16 protein-coding genes and 1 pseudogene are annotated in these 23,666 nt (G+C 64.0%); 6 read left to right on the top strand and 11 right to left on the bottom strand.

Translation table 11 applies throughout. From position 1 onward, the window contains the following. Positions 1–300: 300 nt before the first annotated feature. The 8 genes from NE591_RS01180 to NE591_RS16160 all read right to left on the bottom strand — a co-directional run bounded on the left by NE591_RS01180 (position 301) and on the right by NE591_RS16160 (position 11,920). On the bottom strand, positions 301–2,229 hold the full coding sequence (locus tag NE591_RS01180; RefSeq protein WP_114539489.1) for a UvrD-helicase domain-containing protein: 1,929 nt from the start codon (positions 2,227–2,229) through the stop codon (positions 301–303). 262 nt (positions 2,230–2,491) lie between these two features. Next, positions 2,492–3,514, bottom strand: coding sequence for a 4Fe-4S binding protein (locus tag NE591_RS01185; RefSeq protein ID WP_114539488.1), 1,023 nt, complete (start codon positions 3,512–3,514; stop codon positions 2,492–2,494). Between the two features lie 14 nt (positions 3,515–3,528). Next, complete coding sequence (locus tag NE591_RS01190; protein ID WP_114539487.1) at positions 3,529–4,182, bottom strand: 4Fe-4S dicluster domain-containing protein; 654 nt, start codon at positions 4,180–4,182, stop codon at positions 3,529–3,531. Positions 4,183–4,266: 84 nt separating this feature from the next. Beyond that, positions 4,267–5,007 carry a molecular chaperone gene (locus NE591_RS01195; RefSeq protein WP_114539486.1) on the bottom strand — a complete coding sequence of 247 codons (741 nt, stop codon included), beginning with the start codon at positions 5,005–5,007 and terminating at the stop codon, positions 4,267–4,269. 78 nt (positions 5,008–5,085) lie between these two features. Continuing rightward, positions 5,086–5,958, bottom strand: coding sequence for a hypothetical protein (locus tag NE591_RS01200; protein ID WP_114539485.1), 873 nt, complete (start codon positions 5,956–5,958; stop codon positions 5,086–5,088). Between the two features lie 435 nt (positions 5,959–6,393). Further along, positions 6,394–8,670, bottom strand: a complete 2,277-nt coding sequence (locus tag NE591_RS01205) for an FAD-dependent oxidoreductase (RefSeq protein ID WP_173114344.1) — start codon at positions 8,668–8,670, stop codon at positions 6,394–6,396. Between the two features lie 136 nt (positions 8,671–8,806). Further along, entirely contained in the window at positions 8,807–10,348 is a 1,542-nt protein-coding gene (locus NE591_RS01210; RefSeq protein ID WP_173114341.1) for a helix-turn-helix transcriptional regulator, read from the bottom strand. 54 nt (positions 10,349–10,402) lie between these two features. Continuing rightward, complete coding sequence (locus NE591_RS16160; RefSeq protein WP_173114338.1) at positions 10,403–11,920, bottom strand: LuxR family transcriptional regulator; 1,518 nt, start codon at positions 11,918–11,920, stop codon at positions 10,403–10,405. A gap of 285 nt (positions 11,921–12,205) precedes the next feature. On the opposite strand from NE591_RS16160, the gene NE591_RS01220 reads away from it, so the two are divergent. From NE591_RS01220 to NE591_RS01230, 3 genes are read left to right on the top strand one after another with little or no spacing between them, the layout of a single operon-like run. Further along, positions 12,206–15,352, top strand: coding sequence for a molybdopterin-dependent oxidoreductase (locus tag NE591_RS01220; RefSeq protein ID WP_173114335.1), 3,147 nt, complete (start codon positions 12,206–12,208; stop codon positions 15,350–15,352). A 3-nt stretch (positions 15,353–15,355) separates the two neighbouring features. Continuing rightward, positions 15,356–16,018, top strand: a complete 663-nt coding sequence (locus tag NE591_RS01225; protein ID WP_022740684.1) for a 4Fe-4S dicluster domain-containing protein — start codon at positions 15,356–15,358, stop codon at positions 16,016–16,018. Continuing rightward, positions 16,018–16,890, top strand: a complete 873-nt coding sequence (locus NE591_RS01230) for a DmsC/YnfH family molybdoenzyme membrane anchor subunit (protein WP_114539481.1) — start codon at positions 16,018–16,020, stop codon at positions 16,888–16,890. Before NE591_RS01225 ends, NE591_RS01230 begins: the two co-directional genes overlap by 1 nt. 541 nt (positions 16,891–17,431) lie before the next feature. On the opposite strand, the gene NE591_RS01235 is transcribed toward NE591_RS01230, so the two are convergent. After that, positions 17,432–18,916 carry a LuxR C-terminal-related transcriptional regulator gene (locus NE591_RS01235; protein WP_181815538.1) on the bottom strand — a complete coding sequence of 495 codons (1,485 nt, stop codon included), beginning with the start codon at positions 18,914–18,916 and terminating at the stop codon, positions 17,432–17,434. Positions 18,917–19,094: 178 nt separating this feature from the next. On the opposite strand from NE591_RS01235, the pseudogene NE591_RS16165 reads away from it, so the two are divergent. Both NE591_RS16165 and NE591_RS01240 read left to right on the top strand, forming a co-directional pair. Next, a pseudogene (locus tag NE591_RS16165) lies at positions 19,095–19,223 on the top strand (twin-arginine translocation signal domain-containing protein); the annotation flags it as partial. Positions 19,224–19,286: 63 nt separating this feature from the next. Continuing rightward, positions 19,287–20,759 (top strand): FAD-dependent oxidoreductase, encoded by a 1,473-nt coding sequence (locus NE591_RS01240; RefSeq protein WP_256156229.1) that lies wholly within the window; start codon positions 19,287–19,289, stop codon positions 20,757–20,759. Between the two features lie 87 nt (positions 20,760–20,846). Here NE591_RS01240 and NE591_RS01245 read toward each other — a convergent pair whose 3' ends face one another. Next, positions 20,847–21,734 (bottom strand): LysR family transcriptional regulator, encoded by an 888-nt coding sequence (locus tag NE591_RS01245; RefSeq protein ID WP_114548852.1) that lies wholly within the window; start codon positions 21,732–21,734, stop codon positions 20,847–20,849. Positions 21,735–21,977: 243 nt separating this feature from the next. Here NE591_RS01245 and NE591_RS01250 point away from each other — a divergent pair, with 243 nt between their 5' ends. Then, on the top strand, positions 21,978–22,961 hold the full coding sequence (locus NE591_RS01250) for a DMT family transporter (RefSeq protein WP_114548851.1): 984 nt from the start codon (positions 21,978–21,980) through the stop codon (positions 22,959–22,961). Between the two features lies 1 nt (position 22,962). Here NE591_RS01250 and NE591_RS01255 read toward each other — a convergent pair whose 3' ends face one another. After that, on the bottom strand, positions 22,963–23,658 hold the full coding sequence (locus tag NE591_RS01255) for a pentapeptide repeat-containing protein (protein WP_181815537.1): 696 nt from the start codon (positions 23,656–23,658) through the stop codon (positions 22,963–22,965). Positions 23,659–23,666 lie beyond the last annotated feature (8 nt).

The following is a 23,666-nucleotide window of genomic DNA, read 5'->3' on the forward strand; positions in this document are numbered from 1 at the left end:
CTCGCGTTCCCCAAATCCCTTGCAACGCGAATCTCTCCCAGCGGGGGCTTTCTGGCGGATGGGACACCCTACCGGGTAAGGTGTCCCACTGGCTTTGGAAAAGTGGGCTCCGCATCCGGCGAAGTGAGACGCGTTATCCGGTAGGGTGTCTCACTTCGCGGCGGGGGCGTCCCGGATGGTGCGGGTGCCGGTCCCGGCGGGCGAATGAGTGCCGGGACCGACGTGTGACGGCGAGGGCGGCCGCCCCAGGCCGCGTGGGAAAGACGCAGCGGGAGGGGGAAGGCGGGGCGGCCGCGTCGCTTACGCGGATTGGTCTTCGGTGGGCTCGATCTCCTTCAAGTAGATGCTCGGGCTCGTGGTGGCGATGCGCTCGCCGCGGCGCAGGCGCACGCGGCCGATCTCCAGCTTGAGCTGTTCGGCCCCCACCAGGTCGATGGAGGTGAACCAGCTGGCGACGAGGCGCTCGGTGGGCTTGCCCGCGGCGGCGTAGAGGCGGCGGATGTCGGTGGCCCGGGCGAGCTTCTGCTTGTCCGGGGTCATGACCGTGGCGTCGAAGTAGTCGCGGCTGGGGAAGAAGCCGTTCACGAAGCCGGCCAGCACGAGCACGGCCGGCGAGCGGCCGACGAGGTGCTCGGGGGCGCCCACGAGCACCCGGCCCGCGGTGTCGCCGAAGGCCGCGCCGCCCAGGGCCCGCCGCGCCCGGCGGCTCAGGGTCGCGGCATCGGTGCCGCCCTCCTCGCCGGGGGCCGGGGCCGTGAGGGCACCGACGAGGGCCCGCGCCCGCGCCGCCCCGTCGCCTTCCAGGCCGAGGCCGGCCGCGAGGGCGTCCAGCAGCCCGTCACCTTCCAGGCCCTGCACCGAGGCGACGAGCTCGCGCCCGGCGCGGTAGGCGTCCACGATGCGGCCGATGCCCGTGTTCGGGAAGCCCTCGGCGGGCGCGGCGGCCGACGCCTCCTCCAGCAGCGCCACGAGGCCCGCGCCCTCGGCGGCGGCCCCGGCCCGCATATCGGCGAAGGCGGCGCTGTTGGCCAGATAGTCGCCGAAGCCGCACCAGGAGCGCCAGGCCAGAGCGTTGGCGGGGTCGGCTGCCAGGTCCAGGGCCGCCAGCAGCCGCGCCGGGGCGCAGCGGTCAAGGTCGCGGTAGTCGCCCACGGAAAGCCGTCCCTCCACGGGCGCGGCGGCGGCAATGTCCCGCGCGGCCAGGGCCCGCAGGACCTGGCGCATCCAGGCGGGATGGAAGGTGAGCACGTACACGTCCTCGGGGGCGCAGCCCGCACCCAGGGCCGCTTCCACGGCCTCGGCCACGGCGGCCACCTCGGCGGCGGGGTCGGCGCTCTCCCGGGCAGTGAAGGAGTCCGTCGCCGGGGCGTCGCCGACCCCGGTGATCTCCGGGGCACCGGGGGCCGCGTCCTCGCGCAGGCGGCTCGCCGCGTGGGCGGCGGCCCCGCAGGCATGGCTCTCGGTCAGCACGATGCGCTCGCAATCGGCGTTGGCCTGGGTGAACTCGCCCACGCCCTCACCATAGGGGTAGGAATCGAAGACCTCCACCACGGCCGCGGGATCGGCGGCCACGGCGATGGAGTCGCGGGCCAGCAGGTTCGCCACATGTTGGGAGGCGCGGGAGAGCATCTGGTAGTCGTCCACGAGCACGTGGGCCCGCTGGGCGCCGGCCAGCGCCTCGCCGTCGGCCAGCAGGTAGCGCACGGCCAGGGCGGACAGCTCCGGTTCCAGAATGCCGCCGGTGAAATCGAGGATGCCCTTCAGCAGCCCGTGCACGTCGGCCTCCTCGCCGGCCAGCAGCCAGTCGGCGTTGCCGTCGGCGTCCTCCACCAGCTCGGTCCAGCTGCGGTAGAAGAACTTCAGCATCTCCTTGAGGCGGCGGTTCTTCAGGCCGCAGGTCTTCATGTCCTCCATGATGAAACCCATCTCCACCGGGGTGACGAGGCGCCCGGCCCGGTCGCTGAACGCGCGGCCTCCCTCGGTGGCAAGCAGCCCCAGGGCCACTTCGCGCACGCAGGTCGCTTCCACGGCCGCGCCGCAGGCCGCCTCCAGACGCGCCGCCAGCATGCGGGCCGCATCGGGCGTGGCCGCCAACACCAGCAGATCGCTCGGGGCCGCGCCGCCTTCCAGCAGCGCCGCCGCCCGTTCCACCAGGCGCGTGGTCTTCCCGCAACCGACGGCGCCCTCCACCAGCACGGCTTCGGGGGTCGGGGTCAGTTCGATAGCCATAGCCTTCCTCTCTTCCGTCGGCGCGGAGAAGCCCCCGCGCCCGTCGTGTCTTTCCCCGGCAAAGAGTACCGAATACTCCCTGCCGGGGAAAGACCGCTGAAACGGTCTTTCCCGTGGGTTGCCTTTGTCGGCGGCAAGGGCAGAGCCCTTTCCCTACGGCTCGGGGCAAGGGGGGCGGCGCCTTCCGCCTCCCTTGCCCGGGCGGCCCTGGGCCCTGCGGCCCGGGCGCGTTCCCGGTCGCAACGCCCGATCCGCGCGGGTTCTACGAAGCCGTCACCGCGTCCTCGTCCTCCACGACCACGGTGGATGCGCCCTGCACCTTCTGGGGCAGGAAGGGCATCTTGATGGCCTGGGTGGGGCAGGCCTCCACGCAGGCGCGGCACTTGGTGCACTCGCTGAAGCTCATACCGGCCTCGGGATGGCGCACGTTGATGCCCTGGGGGCACACGGCGGCGCACACCTCGCAGGAGGCGCCCTCCACGGTCTCGCGGCACTTCGCGTCGTTCACCTGTGGCACGAAAGTACGGTTCGCCTTGCCGATGAGGCTCATGAGGGCGCTGATGGGGCAGAAGGTGCTGCACCACTTGCGGAAGAACACCACCTCGGCCAAAAGCAGCGCCGGCACGAGGATAACGCCCCAGGCCACGTCGCCGAAGGCGAACAGGCGCATGACCAGCACGATGGTGGCGAAGGTGAGGCCGATGGGGCAGATGAGGCAGAACACGGGGAACCCGAACACGGCCGCCGACAGCAGCGAGCCGCCGAGGATGACGTGGCGCGAGTCCAGCGCGGCCCGCTTCTCGGCGCAGGAGGAGCAACCGGCCTTCGAGCCGCAACCCTTCAAGGCCGCCTGCTCGTCGGCGGAAAGCGGCGCGGGCTCGGCCGCGGCTTCGGTCCCCGCCCCGGCGCCGTCGGCCACGGCGGCCTTCACCAGCGGGTTCTCGCTGGCGGGCAGCACGCCGGTGCCGGTCATGTCGGTGTTTGAGGTCTTCTTCGAGAAGATGCCGCGGATCTTCGACACCACGGGCACGGGGCACACCCAACCGCAGAAGGCCCGGGCGAACAGCAGGATGAGGGCGATGGCGATGACCACCGAAATGACCGCCCGGGGAATCATGGTCTTGGTGGCGATCATGGTCATAAGCGCCCCCAGGGGGCAGAGCAGCGAGATGTCCTGCCAGCCGATGGCCGACAGGGTGCCCACGCCCACGTGGGTGGCGAATCCCACGGCCACCACGGCGATGACCGCGAGGGGAATGATAGTGCGGAGTCGCTTGGTATTCACAGCGCTGGCCTCCTTTAGGCTTCGAGGGGACGGACGACGATGGCGCGCTCGGTGGCCCCGGCGGAAATGGAGCCGTTCTGCAACGAGACGCACACGCTCTCGCAGGCGCCGCAGCCGTTGCACGCGTCGTTCAGCACGTAGGGGCGGTTGTTCTCGTCCAGCGCCATGGCCTCGTACTCGCAGGCGTCGTAGCAGAAGCGGCAGCCGATGAGGCGGTAGGCCAGACACAGGTCCTGGTTCAGCTCGGCCAGGCCCAGCACGCCGGTCTCGGGGGTGCTTCCCGGTTTCAGCGCCTCGGTGGGGCACGACGCCACGCACAAGGGCTCGCCGCCGTTCTCCTCAGTGCACCAGTCGCACCAGTTCGCGCTGAAATCCATGACGGGGGTGCGCATGTTCAGCAGACCGTCCTCCAAGTGCGCCGGGGCGATGACGCCGCGGGGGCACACCTCGTAGCACTTCTCGCAGCGGATGCACGCCGACACGAGGGCGTCCTCGTCCTGGCCTCCGGGCGGGCGCACCAGCGGAGCGCTGCCGGCGTAGCGCACAGCCCCCAGCCCTACCAGCGCCGCCGTGCCGCCGAGCCCCACGCAGAGCGCCCGGCGCGTGATGACCGGCCGCCCGTCCTTCTTCGGGGCGGCCTCGGCGGCCTTCTCGTCGTTCTCAGCCATGGTCTTCTCTTCCTCTCTCATTCGCCCTTGGGTTGCAGTACGCAGTTGGCGGGAAGGACCCAGGGCCCTTCCCCGTGATGGGGCTTATTCGCCGTCCTCGTCCCCATCCTCGAAAATCTCGTCGAAGAACTCCTCTTCCACCTGCAGAAAGCCGTCGGTGAGACTCGCGAGGCCCTGGTAGAGGCCGCACTGCGCGAAGCGTCGCAGATCGGCGGTCATGAGCGGCACCCAGCTGGACAGGTGATCGGCCAGGAAGTTGCGCTGGGTGGCCAGCAGGCGCTCCACCTCGGCCTCGTCGTCGGCCTCGGCCGCCGCCACGATGCGGTCGCCGAGGGCCGCCATGAACTCCAGCTCCAAGGCGATGTGGTCCTCGGCCTCCTTCCAGGTGGGCAGCTTGTCGAGGCCCTCGCTGCGGTACACGGCCAGCACCTCATCGCGGGCCTCCTGCATCATGAGGCGCTTGGGGCTGGTGTACACCGACTCGAAGGGGTAGGCGGCGGAATAGGCGTCGATGCCGTGGCCGATGAAGGCCCGCACGTAATCGACGGCCAGGTCGGTAATGGCGTGGGCGTCGGCCCCGGACAGGTAGGTGGCGATGGTGCGGTAGCCGGTGTCCACGGCGGTGTTGCCCGTGGCGGCCGGGAAGCGCATGGTCTTCAACTCGGCCAGGAACTCCTCGTCCACTTCCACGCGGTAGAGGCGGGCGAGCAGGCGGTACACCGCGGAGCGCTGGGCGGTGAGCTCGGCCAGGGCGGCCAGGTCGGTGGCCTCCTCGGTCGCGGGGGTTGCTGCGGCGGCAGTGGCTATGGTGTCGGTTTCGGTCATGGGAATCTCCTCTGTTCTCGAAGGGGCGTACTCGACCGCCCTCTGGTTACCGGAAGGGAAGCGGTGGAAGGCGCCGCGCTACTGGGCGTCCGCGGTGGTCTCGCCGGTCTCGGCACCCTTATCGGCCTGCGCCTCGGGCTCGGGCGCGGCCTGGGCCGCTACGAGGTCGGCCACGATGCGCTGTCCCGCGCGGCCGACTTCGGTAATGCGCCAGCTCTTGTCGCGCCATTCCACGGCATCGCATTTCTCCAGCTTGTCGATGAAGTGGGGCGCGTACAGACGGGGGCTCTTCAGCAGCTCGTCGTTGTCCACGGCCTCGTTGATGGTCGGCATCGAAGCGCCGGCATCCTGGGCGGTAAGGCCGAGAATGCGCTCGTAGATCGTGGCGTACTTCGCGTCCTCGGCAAGCAGGTTGGTCAGGCGGTCGAGGGGCTTGTCGGCCTCGGCGTACGCCGCGCCGTCCTCAGTGGCAAGCCAGCAGACCTCCGGCGCCTCGCCGGCCTCGTAGTAGGACACGCCGTCGACTTCCACGAGCACCGGCTCCGGGTCGCCCTCGGGGTATGGCTCGCCGTCGGCGGTCACGCGGGCGAGGGCCCCGGCGCGCTCGAGCAAGTTCGCGAGCGAAGCGGGGGAGTACACGGAGAAGTTGTCTGTCTGCAGGCGATCCACCTCGGCATCCAGGGCGTCGGTGGTCTGCGGCGCGGCGCAGAACGTGATCATGCCGAGCAGCGTGCGACGGCGCGGCGCCATAGCGCTGAACAGGTCGGCGATGCGCTCGGGGGCCGGGCGCGTATCCACGACGGGCGCCGGGACGTCGGTGTGGGGGGTGCCCAGATAGCCCCCGGTTACCTCCTCAGCATCTTCTTCGACATCGTCGTCGAAGGCGCCGAGGGGGTCGAAACCCATGGAATCGTCTAATGCGAGATCGAGGAACGAGGAAGTGTCTTTCATGTCATCCGCCCTTTGAACAAATGCTTGCAGTCTTCCCTCTCGCACGCAGCGAGAGATGAACCTCGCCCCCGAGGTTCGACTTTTGCAAACATTGTCCGTCCGAGAATTCGGGCGGTATCCCCACAGCGCATAGTAGCCGAGGCCCATCGAATCCGTCAAGGGGGAAATTCCCCTGCGTCATCAGTCTGCCTGGCAAAAAGCCGTGTCGGGCTGCGGGTTTTTGCTCCGAATCCGCAGCCCGACACGGCTTTTTGCCAGAGTATCCGCAGCCCGACCCGGGAAAATGTCGGGAAGTCCGCGCGGCGGTGCCAAAAAGTGGCTCCGGGCTACAGGTGGCGATAAAAATCGGGGCAGCTCGGAGGGGGAGCTGCCCCGATTGAAGGGGAGGACTGAGATTGAGTGCGACGTCTAGGCGGCCGAGCTTTTGGGTCGAATCTAGATCGCGCGGGCGGCGGCGTTGCCGGAGCAGATGGCTTCGCCGATGTTGAAGGGGCGCGCCGCGTCGCCGACGGTGACCACCTCGCAGGAGAGTCCCGTGCTGAGGCTGTCGTTCGGCAGGCAGTCCAGGGCTTCGACTACGGTGCCGCAGGCAATTTCCTGCTCGATGCCCGTGGCCGTTTTCACAGTGACGGAGCCGTCGTTCACGGCGGTCACAGTCGCCTCGGGCCAGAAGCGTACGCCCAAGGCCTTCATGTTGGGTTGGGTGAAGGTTTTCACCCAGAACGAGTGACCTGCTCCGATGGCGCTTGCCGCGTTTGGCGTGACCACTTGCACGTGCTTTCCCTGGGCGAGCAGGTACATGGCGGCGTCGATGGCCTGCACGTTCGAGCCAACGATGACGACCTCCTCGGCAATGTCGGCCATCATGAAGTCGTCGATGCCCACCACCTTGGTGCCGGCCGTGTCGGACAGCCCCAAGGTGTCGCGCACGCCACCGGTGGCCGCGATTACGATATCGGGGGAGGCCTCGGCGATGATGTCGGCAGTGGCCTCGGTATTCAGCATCACGTTTACGCCGAGTACTTCCATTTGGCGCTCGAAGTAGCTGCGCAGCACCGACAGGTTCTCATGGGGGCCCTTCACGTTATTGGCGAATTCCAGAAGGCCACCCACGGAGCCCTTCTTCTCGTAGAGGGTCACGGAGTGTCCGCGCTCGGCGGCTACGCGCGCTGCCTCGAGGCCAGCAGGGCCGGCGCCCACGACTACCACGTTCTTCGCCGTGGCGGCTGGCTCGGGATCGTAGCTGCCGGTGAGCTGGCCGGTCACGAAGCGGAAGGGGTGGGCGGCGTTGGTGCGGCAGCTGAAAGTGAGGTTGCCGTCATCGGCTGCATCCCAATGGCAGTGCATGCACCGGGTGCAGGGGCGGATCTCATCGATGCGGCCCTCTTCCAGCTTGTGCAGGTAATCGTAGTCCACCGACAGCGGTCGGTTCATCAGGATGAAGTCTAGCTCGCCGGAGGCGATGAGGCTCTCGAAGAACTCGGGATCGCGAGCTGGATCCATGTAGGTGACAGCGCCCACGGGAATGCTCACGGCTTTCTTAATCTCAGCGGCCACGGGCACCATGATGCCGAGGCCCGACTGATCGGCCTTTAGCATACCCTGCCAATGGCGCGTGAAATCGAACTGGGTACCATAGCCGGTCGTTCCCTCGATGCCGGTACCGCAGAAGTACAAGTCGCCGGCGAACTCGGCCACGTGCTGGCCGCAGGGCCCGATGCGGATATGCAGCGAGTCGGCACCGGCGGCTTCGATGAGCTTGCACATCTCTTTGTTCTCTTCAACGGTAGTGAAAAAGGCGTTGTCGCCGATGGCCTTGTCGTTCTCCTCGACACCGTTGATGAGCACTTGCACGGGGAAGTCCTCGCCGCACTCGGCTTTGATGCCGCGCACGATCTCGCAGACGAAGCGCGTGCGGCTTTCGAAGGTCTGGGGGCCGTAATCGTCCTCGCGCTTGTTGCGATTGCGGGACATGAACGTCTGGCCGATATTCTCGCCGGCTGCGTTGATCTCTACGCAGTCGAAGCCGCAGCGCTTCAGGGTGGCTGCCGCCTTAATGGTGTCGGCAATGAGGTTGCTGATCTCCTCGGCGGTCATATCCATGCAGTCGGAGGATTGGAAGATGGCCGTCGGATCGGGCTCGAAGCCGCTGAACACGAGGCCCATCGTGGCTAGCTGGTAGCCTGCCTTCGCGCCGTTTTCCTTGATGTTGTTGGCGAAGGCCGTCAGATCCTCGTCGGTCCAGTCGGTGAACTTGCCCACGTCGGGAATAGCGCGGAAGTGATCGTACAGCTCGGCGAAGTCGTCGCAGTAGACCACTGACGCGCCGCCGGCGGCCAACTTCCCGTAGTGCTGCATGTGCAAGTCGCCAGTGATGCCCTGCGAGGTGACGCCGATATAGCCGGCAGCCGATTTCACCACGCGGTTGGGCAAGGTGAGCGAGCCCATCTTCCACTCGGTAAACAGTGAGGGGCAGGTGGTGTTCGATACCGGTTTCGGATCAGACTGAGGATTCAACTGGGCTGCATGGGCGCGTACGGTAGTGCCGTCGGCGCCGGTGGCTGCTAGATCGCTCTCGCTGGTCGCGGGTGCCTCCGTCGGCGCTTTTGGGGCACATCCGGCCAAGCCGAGCGAGGCTACGGCTCCGGCGGTGAGCGCCGAGCCGGTCAGGAACTGGCGGCGCGACAGGCCGCCTTCGGTAATCTTCGACATAAGACCCTCCTTTTCGTCTTCCATCGCTTTTTGCGACGGGAAGACGATAGGGCAAAAAGAGGATCGATAGGTGTCTCAAAATGGGTGATTCACGGGATGAATGGGTGATTTACCTGGTGATACGATCTGATCCAGTCTAATCCTGGGAGAGGGAGTTCTCTTCGGTCTCCGCAGTCTCGCAGAGCTCGATAAGCTCTTGGCGAGCGTGGGCGCCGCAAGCTCTATAGATGCGCTTTATGTGGGTGCGCACGGTATTTTGGGATATAACGAGTTCCTCGGCAATGGCTGGCACGTTGCGTCCTCGTGTTATGAGCAGCACGATTTCGGCCTCCCTGTCGGACAGACCGAATTTCCGTTGTACGATGCCTACGCGTTCGGCAATAGGTAGAGGGGCGGGAGCATCTTCGGTGGTGGCGATGCCCGAGGAAGGCTCTGCTTCCGAGAGCGTCGCTGAAGCATCTCTCCGCGTGTCTGCATCTGGTACAAAACGGTCGGACGGCAGTGCGCCGCCATCCTCATCACGGCGGCGTCTGCGCACCAACACAAGCACCATGCTGAGCACGTACACGGAGAAGAACACCCCGAACACCAGCAGCAGCTCGGCGGAGGAGCCGGCGGCCAGAAGCTGGGGCATGACTTTCTCCAGCACCGAGCAAAAGCCCATGAGTAAGAGGTAGCCGGCGCCGTAGAACGCCTCGAACACAAGACGGTGCCGTTGCGCGATAGCGATGGCGTCAATGCAGAACAGCGAGTTCATTACAACGAAATGCAAGCAAGAACCCGCTGCCAACAGTCCGAGCAGGTAGGGCGCCGGCGCAAAGGGCACGGCGAACAGTAACAGGATGAGCACGGGCGTGACCACCTTGAACACCTGGACGGAGAGCAGCGGCGCCTTCGAGAAGCGCAGGATGGCTACGAGGGCCACGGCGGCGGCGAGCTTGGCTCCTGCTACGACCAGCTGCTGTTCGATCGGGGAAAGATCTCCCAAAAACCCCATGTAGTTCAGAGTGGGGGCTATGGTCTGAAGGGCCACCACGCAGAACAGCACCTCAGCAAAGGTGCGAAAAGCAGGCACATAGCGGCTCTCGAAGAATCCTGCTACGGGCACCATTTTCGGCTGCTCACATTTTTGATCAAGGCGCACCAGGGCTACGCTGGCGGCGGCGGAAAGGGCGATGCACAACCCGAGGAACAGCCCCTGGTTGTCCATGAAGCCGATGACGAACAGTCCGTTGAACGCGGCTGCGCAGGCTAGTTCCAAAGGGAAGATCGTGCGCATCTGCTTGGGCTCGAAAGAAATTGATGTCACCCAGAACAGGCTCTGGCAGGCGAAGCTCCAGCCGACGCAGAAAGCCGCTAGGGCCACCAGAAGCCCTGAGGTGTTCCAAACACCGGATATGAATAGTGCGGCTGCCATCGCCATGGGTCCAAGCCCGCAGGCGAGGTAGCGATGGTTGCTCGCTCCCGACGCGACGGCAATAATCACCCGGGCGATAAGGGCGCCGAACAGGCCCAGGGCCGAGAAGAGCAGATAGGTGTCCGACAGCGCGGCGAGGGCCGGTCCCACGAAGGAACCGCTCGAGAGCAGCACGCTGTCGCCCCACACGCCGATACCGTAGGTGCTCAGATTCATTCCCGCACCCGCGATAATGAGCGCAGTGCGCCCTCGTAGACTCATAGTCCTCTCCTTTCCGCCCGCTATTATACTGAAGGCATAGAAAAGGGGAAGGCCCTACTCCCTCGTGACGCCTTCGATGACGTCGAGCATTTCCTGTTTGGAATGGACGTCCATCTTCTGGTAGATGTGGCGCAAATGGGTGCTCACGGTCCCCTTCGAGATGAACAGCTCCTCTTGAATGCGGGCGGCCGAGCGGCCCTTGGCGAAGAGGATCATCACCTCGGTCTCCTTGGGCGACAGCTCGAAGGCGGCGGCCACTTCCAGGCAACGGTCCTGGAAGCGCGGGCGGGGGCTGTCGCTAGCTGTGGGAGGTGCGTCGCTGGAGCTGCCGAGCGCGCGATCTTCGGCGTTCTCGGCCTCGCTTTCCGGCTCCTCGGTCAGCGCGATGAGGTCGCTTTCGCGGAACACGAACAGGAACGACAGCAGCACCGCCATGGTGGCGATGAGCGCGATGAGGCTTAAGAATTGAGGCGTGAAGGGAGCGAACTGATCCACGATGTTGCCGGCAATGGAGCCGAGCAGCACGCCGAGCGTGACCATGCCCCACCCGATGCCGAACACCTCGGTGGAAGAGAGTCGGTAGTTCGACGAGATCTCCGCCAGAAGCATCCAGATGAGCACGTTGAAGGTGCCGTAGCCTGCCAGGGCCAGCACGCTTTCCACGTCTTGCGCGCTGGTGAATACGGGCAGGAGCATGAAGAAGAAGGCCATGACGCAGATGGCCGCTTTGTAGATGGTGCGCGTGCTCTGCTCGGAGGAGAGCAGGGCGGCGCCGTACACGATGACCATGGTGAGCAGCCCGGCGCCGGCCAGGGGCCACTGCAAAAACACGTGGATGCTCAGGTTGTTCGACGAGAGGAACGCCGCCCGCACCATGCCGTCGGCCACGCCCACCAAACACGCGCACACGCCGATGCGCCAGGCGAAGGACTTCAGGTCGAAATCGATGGGCAGGACGCTGGCCTGGTGCTTGCGCGACCAGGCATGCTGCTCGACGAACAGGATCCAGCCGGAAATGGCGGGAAGAAGCGAGCAGACGAGGCAGCCGACAACTGACGGCAGCATGATGACGAGGGAAAACGCCACGGCGGCCAGAAAGAAGGCCAGGGGCACCTCGAACGTGGCGCGGGCGGGCGGCTCGTTGCGGTACAACTCGCCGTAGCCCAGATCGATCAGCCCCGAGCCGATGCCAGTTGTGATGGCGCCCAGGATGCCGAAGGAGAGGGCCGCTCCGGTGCCCGCCGCCGACGAGGCGAGAAGCAGGGTTCCACCGGTGGTGAGCGCGGGTGCCGCGAAGCGCGCGGCCGGATGGGTCATGAACCGCACGAAGCGCTCGCCGGCTAGCGCGCTCCCGAAGAGCACGGCGCAGAGGCTGGCCGTGGAGACGACGTAGAACAAAGGCGGGATCTGCTCGCCGCTCCATGTCATGGAACTGGCGGCCGCGCCCACGAACATGAGGTATACCCACGCGCGAATAAAGGTAAAGCCGAGCACGCGATCGAGGGCCACCGGATGGCTGCCGGCTTCTTCGCGGTAGGCGTTCAGGTTCTCTGAGATGGAACGAAAACTCACGCGACCCCCTCGATAGAAAGAATGGCAGGGCGGTCGCCGCATGTGCGCGCCGAGAGCCCTTTCCCTGGAATTCCTGAAGGAAAACTCCCCTTTTCCTTGGCAAAAATTATACGGCGAAACCCCGTGCTTGCCCCCGACCTTTTCAGGGGACTAACAAAGCTTTCATCTGGGAAAACTCAAAAATCATGGCAAACATATGATGCGGCGGGGGCCTGATTTTGCCATGATGACAACGTGGGCGACCCGTCCGGGGCGCCCGAAAGGATGAGAGAAAAAGGAGGAGAGATGGGTAAGCTCAACTTGAGCCGCCGTACCTTCGCCAAGCTGTCCGCGGCCACGGCTGCCACGGCGGTCATCGGATGCGCGGTGCCGGGCGCCGCACTCGCCGAGGACGCCGAGGCGCCCAGCCGCGGCAGCGAGATCAAGCGCGTGCGCACGTGCTGCCGCGGCTGCGGCAAGATGGAGTGCGGCGTGTGGGTCACGGTGGAGAACGGGCGCGCCGTCAAGGTGGAGGGCGACCAGTCGTCGTTCCAGTCGTCGGGCAACTGCTGCGGCAAGTCGCAGTCGTCGCTGCAGGCGGCCTACCACCCCGACCGCATCTACCATCCCATGAAGCGCACCAACCCCAAGGGCGAGGAGCCGGGCTGGCAGCGCATCACCTGGGATGAGGCCATGGAAACCATCGGCTCGAAGTTCCAGGAGATCATGGATCAGTACGGCGGTCAGTCCATCTTCAACATGTGCGGCACATCCCGTCAGTGGGTTTACGGCCCCTACGCGTTCTACAAGTGGCTGTTCGACACCCCCAACGCCCATGTGGCGTCCGAGATTTGCAAAGGCCCGCGTCGCCTCATGGGCTGGATCAGCTCGGTCGACGGCGCCCCGTGGATGGCGCTGCGCGACGGGCCGCGCGTGTACGTGCAGTGGGGCACCGCGCCGGAGAACTCGAACTACGACGACAGCTGCCGCAACCTGGTGGACCGCATGAGCGCCGCCGAGACGCACATCTGCATCGACCCGCGCCTGTCCGGCTCGGGCAAGGAGGCCGATTACTGGTTGAACCTGGAGCCGGGCACCGACGGCGCGCTGGCGCTGGCCTGGCAGCACATTCTCATTGAGAAGGACCTCATCGACTGGGAGTTCGTGAAGCGCTGGACCGATGCGTCCTTGCTCGTGGTGGAGGACATGGAGCCCACGGGCGGCCGCTACCTCGATCTCTCCTCGCCGATTCAGGTTCCGGCCTTGCAGGATCTTATCGGCACGAAGCTGAAGACGCGTCTTCTGAAGGAGATGGATCTGGTAGAGGGCGGCAGCCCCCACAAGTTCATGGCCTGGAACAAGAAGGCCAACGACGGTAAGGGCGGCCTGGTGTACTGGGATACCGATACCACCCAGTGGCAGGGCTGCAACCACGTGGCCCCCACCCGCGACCAGATGGAAGTGGTGTACGCGGGCACCTCGCAGGAAGGCTATCTGCCGCCGATTTCCTACTGGGAGTTGGAGGAGGCCGGCATCGACTTCGATCTGGAAGGCGAGCACGAGGTGACGCTGGCCGACGGCACGAAGCACATCGCGCGCCCGGTGTGGAGCTACCTCGCCAAGTCGGTGGCCGATTGCACGCCGGAGTGGGCCAGCGAGATCACTGGTCTCGACCCGCAGCTCATCGAGGAGTCCTGCACGGTGTGGGCCACGCGTCCCGAGGGCCAGACTTACGGCAACGGCGGCATTCATCTGAACCTGGCGCCCGACCAGATCGGCAACTGCGCGCAGACGGTTCGCGCGGTGCTCAACCTCATCTACTCCTCGGGCAACTTCGACGGCCCGGCCGGCAACCGCGGCCTTTCCCGCACGCCGGTCGACGAGCAGGCCACGGCCGCTCCCGGCACCAACATGCCCCAGGAGGTGAAGTGGACGCTGAAGGGCATGGAGGCGCTCACCGGCGAGCCCATGTGCCCGCCGATGTATCTGGCCGACAAGCAGGTCGATCCAATGAACATCCCGGATCGCCGCGAGGTGCTGGGCAACATGATCGGCGCCGAGAAGTTCCCCATTCTGCCGTACTACAACGAGTGGGCCGACGCCACCTGCATTTGGAAGGCGTGCCTGGGCGAGGGCGAGTACCCGCTGAAGGGCGGCATCAACGAGTCCGGTTCGTTCATGAACATGTCGAACGCGACGCTTGCCTGGGAGGCGCTCTCGAAGCTGGACTTCTGGGTGGACATCAACATGTTCCATCACCCCGGCACCGAGATGGCCGACATCATCCTGCCGTGCCAGCACTGGACCGAGATCAACAACATCCGCGTGTCCCAGGGCGCTTCGGGCGGCATCGGGCTCACGCAGCGCTGCATCGAGCCGCCGGCCGACACGAAGTTCGACTACGACATCAACCGCCTCATCTTCGAGGCCATCGAGAAGCAGGGCAACCCCAACGGCACGTGGACCAATATTGCCGGCGACGCGCCCGGTGCCTACCATCACGACGACCGTCTGGAGGATTGGTTCCAGGCCCACAACGAGGTGTCCGGTTTCGGCGACCGTTACCCGGGCTGCAAGTGGGAGCATTGGGAGGACTTCCGCGACGACTTCCAGGAGAACGGCTGGATCAACGCCAAGGTGATCGAGCCTAACCGCTGGGGAACCTACCGCCGCTTCGAGACCGGTTGGATGCGCATGGGCAAGGACGCCTGCACGGCTGCTCCCTGGTCGACCGATCCCGAGACCGGCCAGCCAGTGAACAACTTCGGCTGCCCCACGCCGACGGGCCTGGTGAGCTTCTGGTCCATGGAGTTCGAGACGTTCTGCCTCGATATGGCCAACCAGTTCGAGCCGGGCAAGTTCGATGTGATGAAAGAGATCATGCCGAACTACGAGCCGCCCGCGTCCTCTGCCCAGGGTGGTCAGATCGATCTTGAGGAGTACCCGATCATCCTCACCACCGGTCGTCGCATTCCGGTGTACTTCCATAGTGAGCATCGCCAGCTGCCCTGGTGCCGCGAGCTGTGGCCGGCGCCGCGTCTGGAGCTGAACCCCGCCGACGCCGAGAAGCTCGGCCTCAAGCAGGGCGACTGGGCTTGGATCGAGACCGCGTGGGGCAAGGTGCGCCAGTGCGTCGATCTGTACCACGGCATCGCCCCCGGCTGGGCCAACGCCGAGCATGCCTGGTGGTTCCCGGAGTTGCCGGCGCCGACCCACGGCTGCCTGCTCTCCAACATCGAGTGCATTTGGGATCCGGAGGGCCAGGACAAGTTCATCAGCTCGCACCACATGCGCGGCGTGCCGGTGAAGATTTACAAGGCCACGCCCGAGAACTGCCCCGACGGCAAGGTCATCCCCTGCGCGCCGGAGGACGGCACCCAGATCATCTGCGATGCCTCCGACCCGCGCCTGAAGGAATGGCTGCCCAACTACGATATCCGAGAGGAGGCCTAAGCCATGGCGAACAAAGCAATCGTCACCGACCTGAACCGCTGCGTGGGCTGTCTGGCGTGCATGGTCGCGTGCAAGGCCGTGAACAACGTGCCGATCGGCTCGTACTGGAACAAGGTGCTCCGCATCGGCCCGAGTCTTAAGGCCGGTGCCACGAGCGCCCACGACGTGGAGATGTACTACCTGCCCGTGCAGTGCCAGCACTGCGAGAACCCCGAGTGCGTGAAGGTGTGCCCGACGGGCGCCTCCCATAAGCTGGAGGACGGCACCGTGCAGATCGACAAGTCGAAGTGCATCGGCTGCCAGTTCTGCGCCATGGCCTGCCCCTACGGCGTGCGCTACTTGAATGAGGAGGAGCGCGTCGTGGAGAAGTGCACGCTCTGCGAGCAGATCACCGCCCAGGGCGGTCTGCCCCAGTGCGTTATCCAGTGCGGTGGCCGCGCCCGCTTCTTCGGCGATTTGGACGAGGGTATCGATTCCTTCGAGGCGCCGGAGATCGGCTACGACGTCGATCGCTCCTATGACAATTTGTACACCGGCAACCGCGTGAAGCTGGGCGATATGGCCAAGGAGTACACCGAGGCCGACGTGCACCACCTGCCCGATGTGGGCAACGGGCCGCACTTCGCCTACATCCTGCGCGACCGCGACTGGAAGGGTGGGGAATAATGGAACTGCAATGGCCCCTTATCTTGTTCACCACGCTCTTGGCCTGGGCGGCCGGCCTGTTCGCGGCTCAGTGCGTCTGGGCGCTTCGCGGAAAGGGCGCCCGCGCCCAGATGCCGGCGCTCATCACCTCGGCCGTGCTTCTGGTCGTCGGCGGTATCGCCGTGTTCTTCCACCTGGAGCACTGGGAGCGCATCTTCAACGGCTTCGGCCACATGACCAGCGGCATCACCCAGGAGCTCATCGCCATCGTGGTGCTCGCCGTGGTGATGGTGGTGTACTTCGTGTACCTGCGCCGGGGCGGCGATGAGGCCAAGGTGCCGACGTGGCTGTCCATCGTGGGCATCGTCGTGGCGGCGATTCTCGTCATCGTCATGGGCCACTCCTACATGATGGCCTCGCTGCCCGCCTGGAACTCGCTTCTGCAGATCGCCTCACTGCTCGGTGCGGCCTGCGGCTTCGGCCCGGCCACCATGGCGCTCATCTGCGCCGTGCGCGACGAGTCGTCCGACCTCGACGCGAAGGCGAACCTCATCGGTCAGGCCGTGAACGTGGTGCTCGTGGTGGCCTACCTCATCGCCATGCAGGCCACGGCCGGCTCCTACACGGCGGTGGAGTTCTGGTTCGACCCGACGAGCCCGACCATGGACATCACCCCCGACGGCTCGACGGCGCCCTTCTCCGGCGCATCGCTGGCCTGGGCGGTCGTGGCCATCGTGGCCGCTGTTGCCGGCTTGGGCTCCGCGCTGGCCGGGCGCGCCAAGGGCGACTGGAAGGTGTGGGGCGCCGTGGGCGCGGCCTGCGTGCTCGTGAGCGCGCTTGCCCTGCGCGCGGTGTTCTACATGACCGGCGTGTCCATCTACCCGTTCTTCTAGAGCACGGGGGAGGCCGGTCTCCCGGTCGGCACCCGTAGGGGGCGACCTCGGTCGCCCCTCCCGACTGGGAAACTTATGCTGGTCCTCCCCCGTAGGGGGCGACCTCGGTCGCCCCTCCCGACTGAGAAAGATTGTCTTTGTCGAGGAGGGCCGACCAAGGTCGGCCCCTACGGAAGAGCGGTCGCAGGTCTCCTACTTCGCCCCGATATCGAAAGCCCCCGATGGGCGCGGTTCGCATCCCCAAACCCCTTGCAAACGCGAATCGCCCCCACCGGGGGCTTTCTGCGTTTTCCTGTTTTGCGGAACTCCTTGCTATCGCATGAGAGCAGGGAGTTATAACTGACGAGGGCCTAGAGCCGGGTCCCTCTCTTAACGGCGATCCTGTAGCGGCTGTTTCACGAGCTGATTGCCCGCGGCGCGAGCAAAAGACGCCACCGATCCGCATGCTCCGGACGTTGTTGGTGGAGATGGGCGAAGCTGGGTGTCGGGGGCGCGATCTCTTGAGGGTCAATATTGCATAGAGACCGGTGAAGTAATGGCTTCATTTTCTCTCGTTCGAGCAGGCGGCTTCGTCGAGGCGGTCGAGCAGATCTTGCCGGCTCGAGATACCGATTTTTCTATAAGCATTGGACATATGGTAGTTGACCGTTCCTCGTGCAATGACAAGCGTCTCTTGGATGCGCTCATAGCTCCTACCTCGCGCGAAGAGGAGAAGCACCTCGCTTTCGCGAGGCGTAAGGTGATAGAGGGCCGCAAAGTCATCCCACCGTTCGAACGGGTCCGCTACGGCTTCGGCGTTTGCGCAAGCATCCCCTTCAGCTGAATGATCTGTTGCGGCTTCCTGCATGGTCTCACTTGGCTCTGACCATATGGCCGAGCGGTGGTTGAATACGAGTTGGTAGGCAGCGAAGGAGGCGAATGCCCCGATCAGGCAGAGGGTGTTGAGCTCTATGGGGGACGAGGTGATTCCGCTGAACGCATCTCGAGCAATGGCGCGGGCTATAACAATTTGCAATCCGAGGAACGAGCCTATTGCGCAACCATACACCATATTTGAGCTGAGCTGATAGGCCTGGCAGATCTGAGCAGAAAGAGTCCAGGTGAGTACCGACAATGCCGCGAAGCCAAGAAACAGGGCATAGAACGGTGCCGTATTTTGTATGCCAAGAATTGGAACCAAAAGAAAGGCGAGCAGTACGGTGGCGAATATGATTGTGTAGAGCTGGGTGTCCTTCACCCTTTGCCTACTAGCTACAACGAGAAGAAGTCCTAACAATGCTATCTCGATTAAGGCGGCTGGGGCCGATAGATCTTCAAAGTCGAGAGGTGCGCAATAGCGATAAATGTTGTAGAGCAGATTGATTGCGGCGCCCCAAAGGTTGATGGCGATAATGAACCGAACAAACGGCTGCCATTTTGTTGCCGATTGACTGTGGTCGTGCTGTCCGCTCAGGAGATGGGAGAGTTTGGTTGGTTGAGTGGCTTTCGCTGCGATCGCGAACATGAAAGCCGATCCGATAAGGTAGATCCCGCGCAGAACGGCTTCGAGATGCGGCGGCTGAAGGCATCCTGTCAGATGAATGGCTGACATGAGGAGTTGTGCTGCAATGGTTTCCAGAATGACCGTAGGCATACTTCGCTTGCTAAAGAGAGAACCCCAACCGAGAACAAGAAAAGCAAGACCGGGCGCGGTGAGCAAGGAGCAGATTATACTAATGATGGGGCTGTCGGCAGTGAAGGAAGGAACAATAGTTCCAACTGCAGCTACTGCGCTGAAAACTGGACAGAGTATTGTCGCCTGTCGCCTGATGTCGCGAGATCGACCGACGAAAGCTGCGATGAATAGCAGCGCGGTGAAAGCTACCAAGGTAAGAAAGTCCGCACTGTTTGCAGTGGCGGAGGAGACCAAAAAACCGCTTGCGCTGAACCATGCCAAGAGGAGCGCAAATCCCACGATCCGAGCGCCCTCTATAGCGATGGGCCCCTTTTTCCGAGGACGGGTAGTATTGTCTGCTGTCATGCTCATTCTGCCATTATATCTTTCTTGCTTTCTCCCTACACCCATACGTTTTTCTCGGGGGCGTTTTGGGATAAACAGAGAGTTCGATATGATCACGGCGCATGGCTCTCTTCATATTATTTTGCCAGCGTCGGCATGACGCCGGCGCGATACAGCTAAGGTACAGCTAAGGAAGGGAGATGCTATGGCGATTTGTCACAATGGCAAGGAGGGCGGACTCGTTAGTCGCCGCTCTTTCCTGAAAGGAGGCGTCGCGGTCGGCGGAGCAGCGCTCGTTGGAGGGGTGCTCGGTGGCTGCAGTCCCCAGCAGTCTGGAAGCGATGCCGCGCCTTTGAGTCCTGTTGGGCTTCCGGAGACGTGGGACGCGGAGTCGGATGTGGTAATTGCTGGTTTTGGCGGCGCGGGCGCAGCGGCGGCTTGGGAGGCGCTAAATGCAGGCGCTACGGTAACTATCTTGGAGAAGCAAGGTAAAGCTGGTGGATCTACCAACATCTGCGGAGGTCTAATTTACATGGGCGGGGGAACTCCCACTCAAGTAGCGGCTGGGTTCAACGAGACAACGGATAACTACTATCAATATCTTGTTGCGGCAACGGGACCTGGCGTGAGCGAAGACCATTGTCGTGTTATGGCTGACGAGTCTTTGGATTTGTACCATTGGCTTGTGGACACGCTTGGCGTCGTATTTAAGCCGGGATACAACCCTCCCTGGCCCGAGGAGGAGAATTACGACGCTGGATTATCATGCACGGGCGATGAGTTCAATCTGGATTACGTCGGGTACTGCGAGGCGGTGCCCCACAGTCACTGGGTCGAAGGCTTGACCGATAATTTGGAAGGTACGCTCACCGGGGCAAAAAACGGCTCGGGCTTCTTTGCCCCCCTTCAGAAGGCTGTGGAAGATTTGTCGCCCGAGATTCTCTATAAGACACCTGCCGAACGTCTTATCCTGCATCCTGAAACAGGTCGTGTGGTCGGAGTGCAGGCTAAGAAGGATGGAAAACCCTACAACATTAAGGCCAACAAGGGCGTCGTTCTTTGTACGGGTGGATTCGCTTGCAATGACGCCATGGTTGATCAGTATGTCCCGTATGCTGCCGGAAGCTTCATCATAGGCACTGAGGGGGATACCGGTGATGGCATCCGCATGGGTCAAGGGGCTGGCGCCGACACGCGTCATATGAACTTTGCTTACGGCCAGCTTTCCCACGGTGCTTGGATAGCGCGCGATAGCGTAGTTGGCGGTCCTCTCCTCTTTAGCGCGCTTGTGAATAAGCGCGGCGTACGGTTTATCGCCGAAGACCATTACGCGGGCTCTTACTATGCGCAAGTTGCTCGTAATCCTTACTATTTCCGTGATTATGAGACGTGCTACATGGTTTTCGATCAGCAAACTTATGATCAAATGGAAGAGATTTCCGAGGTGGGCGCCGATGTTATCGTGGCTCAGGCCGAAACCATCGGTGCTTTGGCCGAGGCTCTCCAAATGCCGGCAGGAACTCTCGAGAATACCATTGCATATTATAATGAGTATGCTCAAAAGGGAGAAGACCCCCTGTGGATGAAAAGGCCAGCGTATACGAGACCAATTTCTCAGCCACCTTTCTATGCGGTAGCTGCCACGACGCTTAATGGTCTCTTTACTTATGGCGGTCTCAAGATCAACACTGATGCGCAAGTGCTTTCAGCGATGGACGATTCCCCCATTTCTGGGTTGTATTCTGCGGGCCGTAACGCGAGCGATATTCTCGGAACTGGCTATTGCGGCAGTGGTGCGTCTGTGGCCAGTTGCTATACCTTTGGGCGTATAGCGGGTAGGAAAGTTGCGGGCGAAGAGGCCTGGGCCTAAATCTGCAATTTGTTGCCTCCCCTTGCGAAGGGGGTCGCTGCGGCGGCCCCCTTCGATTGTTGATGTATAAGTTGAAGTGTTGTCGGTTTACGTCCCGTAGCGCTCGGCGACCCATTCTCGGGTGACTTCGGCGAAGGCGCGGGTGGCGGCCGAGGCGGTGTCGCGCGAGCGCACGGCGAGCGAGATGCTGCGGGAGCACTCGCGCTCGGCAGGCAGGACGGCGAGCGGGAACAGAGGGCGCGACAGAATGAGGCTCGGCAGCACGGAGAAGCCCAGGCCGGCGCTGACCATGGACATGACGGCGTAGTCGGAGTCCACCGTGAAGCGCACGTTGGGGGTGACGCCGTTGGCCTCGAACAGCGCCTCCATCTCGGAGGGGCGCGCGTTACCCTGCAGCTGCACGTAGGGCTCGCGGGCTAAGGCTTCGGTGGGGAAGAAGGGGGCGCCCGCGAGGGGATGGTCCGGCGGCAGCACCACGAGGAGCGGGTCGGTATGCAGCGGCACCGCCTCCAGGTTGCGCCGCTCGGGCGCGATGGAGAAGGCGCAGTCGGCGCGGCCCTCCCACACGGCGTTCACGAGCTCCTCCTCGTCGTCGATGCACAGAAGCTTCAGGTCGATTTTCGGATACTGGTCGAGGAAGGCCCGCGCTATGGAGGGAAACCACTCGATAGCGACGCTCGTGAAGGCTCCCACGCGCACAAGGCCGCCCTCCCGATCGGCGAGCTCGCGCACGCGGGCGGCCAGGGCGTGCTCGTCGGCGTTGATCGCCTGCACAAGACCGAGCACTTCGCGGCCCTCGGTAGTAAGATGCACGCCGCCGTATTCGCGCAAAAAGAGCGTCAGTCCCAGCTCCTTTTCCAAGGCGTTCACCAGGTAGCTGATGCCGGCCTGAGTGTAGCCCAGTTCCTCGGCGGCGGCCTTGAAGCTGCCGAGGCGCGCCACTGTGAGGAACGCGTCGTATTTCTGGTTGGCCATAAGGCGCCTCCTGGGGTGCGGATAAGCCTGCTCTGTGTTGTGCGTCTGCACAATTATAAGACTTTCTTAAAATGTTTTACAAGAAGTCTCGTTTTACTTTTTTCTGCCCGGAGCTTAGTATAGCCATCGTTCCAAATTCAGAGAAAGAACGCCCCAGGTGGGGCTTGGATTTTTGCGCTTTGAAGGAGGTTGCGCGCCGCCATGTGCCGGATGCGGGCCGCGACGAAGCTGAGAGGAGGAGCCATGAGTCATTGGAAGCAGGCGCGTTGGCCGTTCGTGGTCTTCGTGCTCATTGAAGTGGTCATTTTCGGATCGGGCAGCGCTGTGACGAAGTTCGCCTACGACTCCATCACGCCTCTGTGGTGCCTGGCCGCTCGCTTCGGCTTGGCCACGGCGGTGTTCGCCCTCTTCTTCGGGCGCCGCATCGTCGCGCGGCTTCGCAACGTGAAGGTGCGGTTGTGGCTGCCCCAGGCGCTGTGCATGGGCATTTCGTATCTGTGCTGCAACGTGGCGCTCGACCTTACCACCGCCACCAACGTGGGATTCCTCGTGGCGCTGCCGGTGGTGTTCGCGCCTCTGCTCTCGACGGTGGTGGAGCGCTCCCGCTACCCGCGCGCCATCATTCCCTTTCAGGTGGGAGTAGCCGGCGGCCTGTACCTTCTGTGCAGCCAGGGCGGCAGTCTCGCCGTGGGGCCGGGCGAGCTTCTGGCTTTAGGGTCGTCGGTGGCGCTGGCCGGCGCGCTCGTGTTCGGCAAGCAGGCGCTGGCCGAGCTTGACGCTGTGACCGTGGCCGGCACGCAGATCGCCGTGGCCTTCGCGCTGTGCCTGGGGTGCGCTCTGGCATGGGAGCCGATGCTGGACGTGGCCGCCGTGCGGCCGGTGGCCTGGGGCATCATCGTGTTCTTGGCGCTGTTCTCCACCTGCCTGGCGTTCTTCCTGCAGAGCTTGGCGCTCGACCGCCTCTCTTCCACGACGGTGTCGCTGCTGCTGACGGGCGAGCCGGTGTTCACGGCCCTGTTCGCCTACCTGTTCCTGGGGGAGACGCTTTCGGCGATGGGGCTTCTGGGTGCCGCGGTCATCGTGGGCACGGTGGTGGCCGCCACCTGGGCCGACGGACGCACGGGCGCTCCCGCAGCTCCGGCTGCTCCCGTCGTCGTTTCCCGTCGAGCCGTGCCGCGCCCGAGATTGCTCGTGTCGAAGCGCCGCGACGACAGGATGGCGGCTTAGGCTACTCCGCCACGATGACGCCGAGGCGGCGGGCTAAGGCTGCGGCCTGATAGACGTTCATCTTCGTGCCGTAGATTTCCGCCATGGTGTCGGAGAGCGCCACGCCCTCCAGCTGACAGGTGGAGAAATCGAGCCCGAGCAGGGGCGTGCGGAAGAAGCTCGTGCCGATGAAGCGGTCGTCGTCCAGCGTCACGTAGTGCAGCTCCATCTCGGCCATGTCGGCACCGGAGAAATCGCAGCGCGTGGCCGATACGGCCCAGAAACGGCAACGGTTGAAGGCGCCGAAGTCCAGCGTGCAGTCTTCAAGGGCCACGTGCTCCAGGTTCGCTTCCATAAACGACGCGCCTGTGAGCTTGCAGTTCTTGAAGGTGCAGCGGGTGAATCCGGCGCTATCGAAGTAGCTGTTGGCGAAGTCGCATCCCTCGAATACCGTATCGGTAAACAGCGAGCCGGAAAAGTCGCAGCAGGAGAGGAAGCAATTCGCGAACCGGGCGTGGGCCGCCTGCAGCTCCGAGAAATTCTCGTCGGCGATGATGAGGCCGCTCGCGTCGATGGCCTCCAGCGGTTCCTCTGCCCCGCCGCGCAGATCGTCGGCCTCCAGGGCGCGCAGCTCTTCCGGAATGGTCGGCAGCGACAGGGTGCGCTGGGCGGCGGCCGCCTCGTAGGCGGTTTGGACGGGATCGGGAATAGCGGCCACGGGGGTCC

The organism is Adlercreutzia sp. DFI.6.23, assembly GCF_024462535.1.
Lineage (GTDB): Bacteria > Actinomycetota > Coriobacteriia > Coriobacteriales > Eggerthellaceae > Adlercreutzia > Adlercreutzia rubneri.

What these genes read in the sequence shown, in the direction of transcription:
- NE591_RS01180 (WP_114539489.1), bottom strand. Translation starts at nt 2,229, where the DNA reads ATGGCTATCGAACTGACCCCGACCCCCGAAGCCGTGCTGGTGGAGGGC.
- NE591_RS01190 (WP_114539487.1), bottom strand. Translation starts at nt 4,182, where the DNA reads ATGGCTGAGAACGACGAGAAGGCCGCCGAGGCCGCCCCGAAGAAGGAC.
- NE591_RS01195 (WP_114539486.1), bottom strand. Translation starts at nt 5,007, where the DNA reads ATGACCGAAACCGACACCATAGCCACTGCCGCCGCAGCAACCCCCGCG.
- NE591_RS01200 (WP_114539485.1), bottom strand. Translation starts at nt 5,958, where the DNA reads ATGAAAGACACTTCCTCGTTCCTCGATCTCGCATTAGACGATTCCATG.
- NE591_RS01205 (WP_173114344.1), bottom strand. Translation starts at nt 8,670, where the DNA reads ATGTCGAAGATTACCGAAGGCGGCCTGTCGCGCCGCCAGTTCCTGACC.
- NE591_RS01210 (WP_173114341.1), bottom strand. Translation starts at nt 10,348, where the DNA reads ATGAGTCTACGAGGGCGCACTGCGCTCATTATCGCGGGTGCGGGAATG.
- NE591_RS01220 (WP_173114335.1), top strand. Translation starts at nt 12,206, where the DNA reads ATGGGTAAGCTCAACTTGAGCCGCCGTACCTTCGCCAAGCTGTCCGCG.
- NE591_RS01225 (WP_022740684.1), top strand. Translation starts at nt 15,356, where the DNA reads ATGGCGAACAAAGCAATCGTCACCGACCTGAACCGCTGCGTGGGCTGT.
- NE591_RS01230 (WP_114539481.1), top strand. Translation starts at nt 16,018, where the DNA reads ATGGAACTGCAATGGCCCCTTATCTTGTTCACCACGCTCTTGGCCTGG.
- NE591_RS01235 (WP_181815538.1), bottom strand. Translation starts at nt 18,916, where the DNA reads ATGAGCATGACAGCAGACAATACTACCCGTCCTCGGAAAAAGGGGCCC.
- NE591_RS01245 (WP_114548852.1), bottom strand. Translation starts at nt 21,734, where the DNA reads ATGGCCAACCAGAAATACGACGCGTTCCTCACAGTGGCGCGCCTCGGC.
- NE591_RS01250 (WP_114548851.1), top strand. Translation starts at nt 21,978, where the DNA reads ATGAGTCATTGGAAGCAGGCGCGTTGGCCGTTCGTGGTCTTCGTGCTC.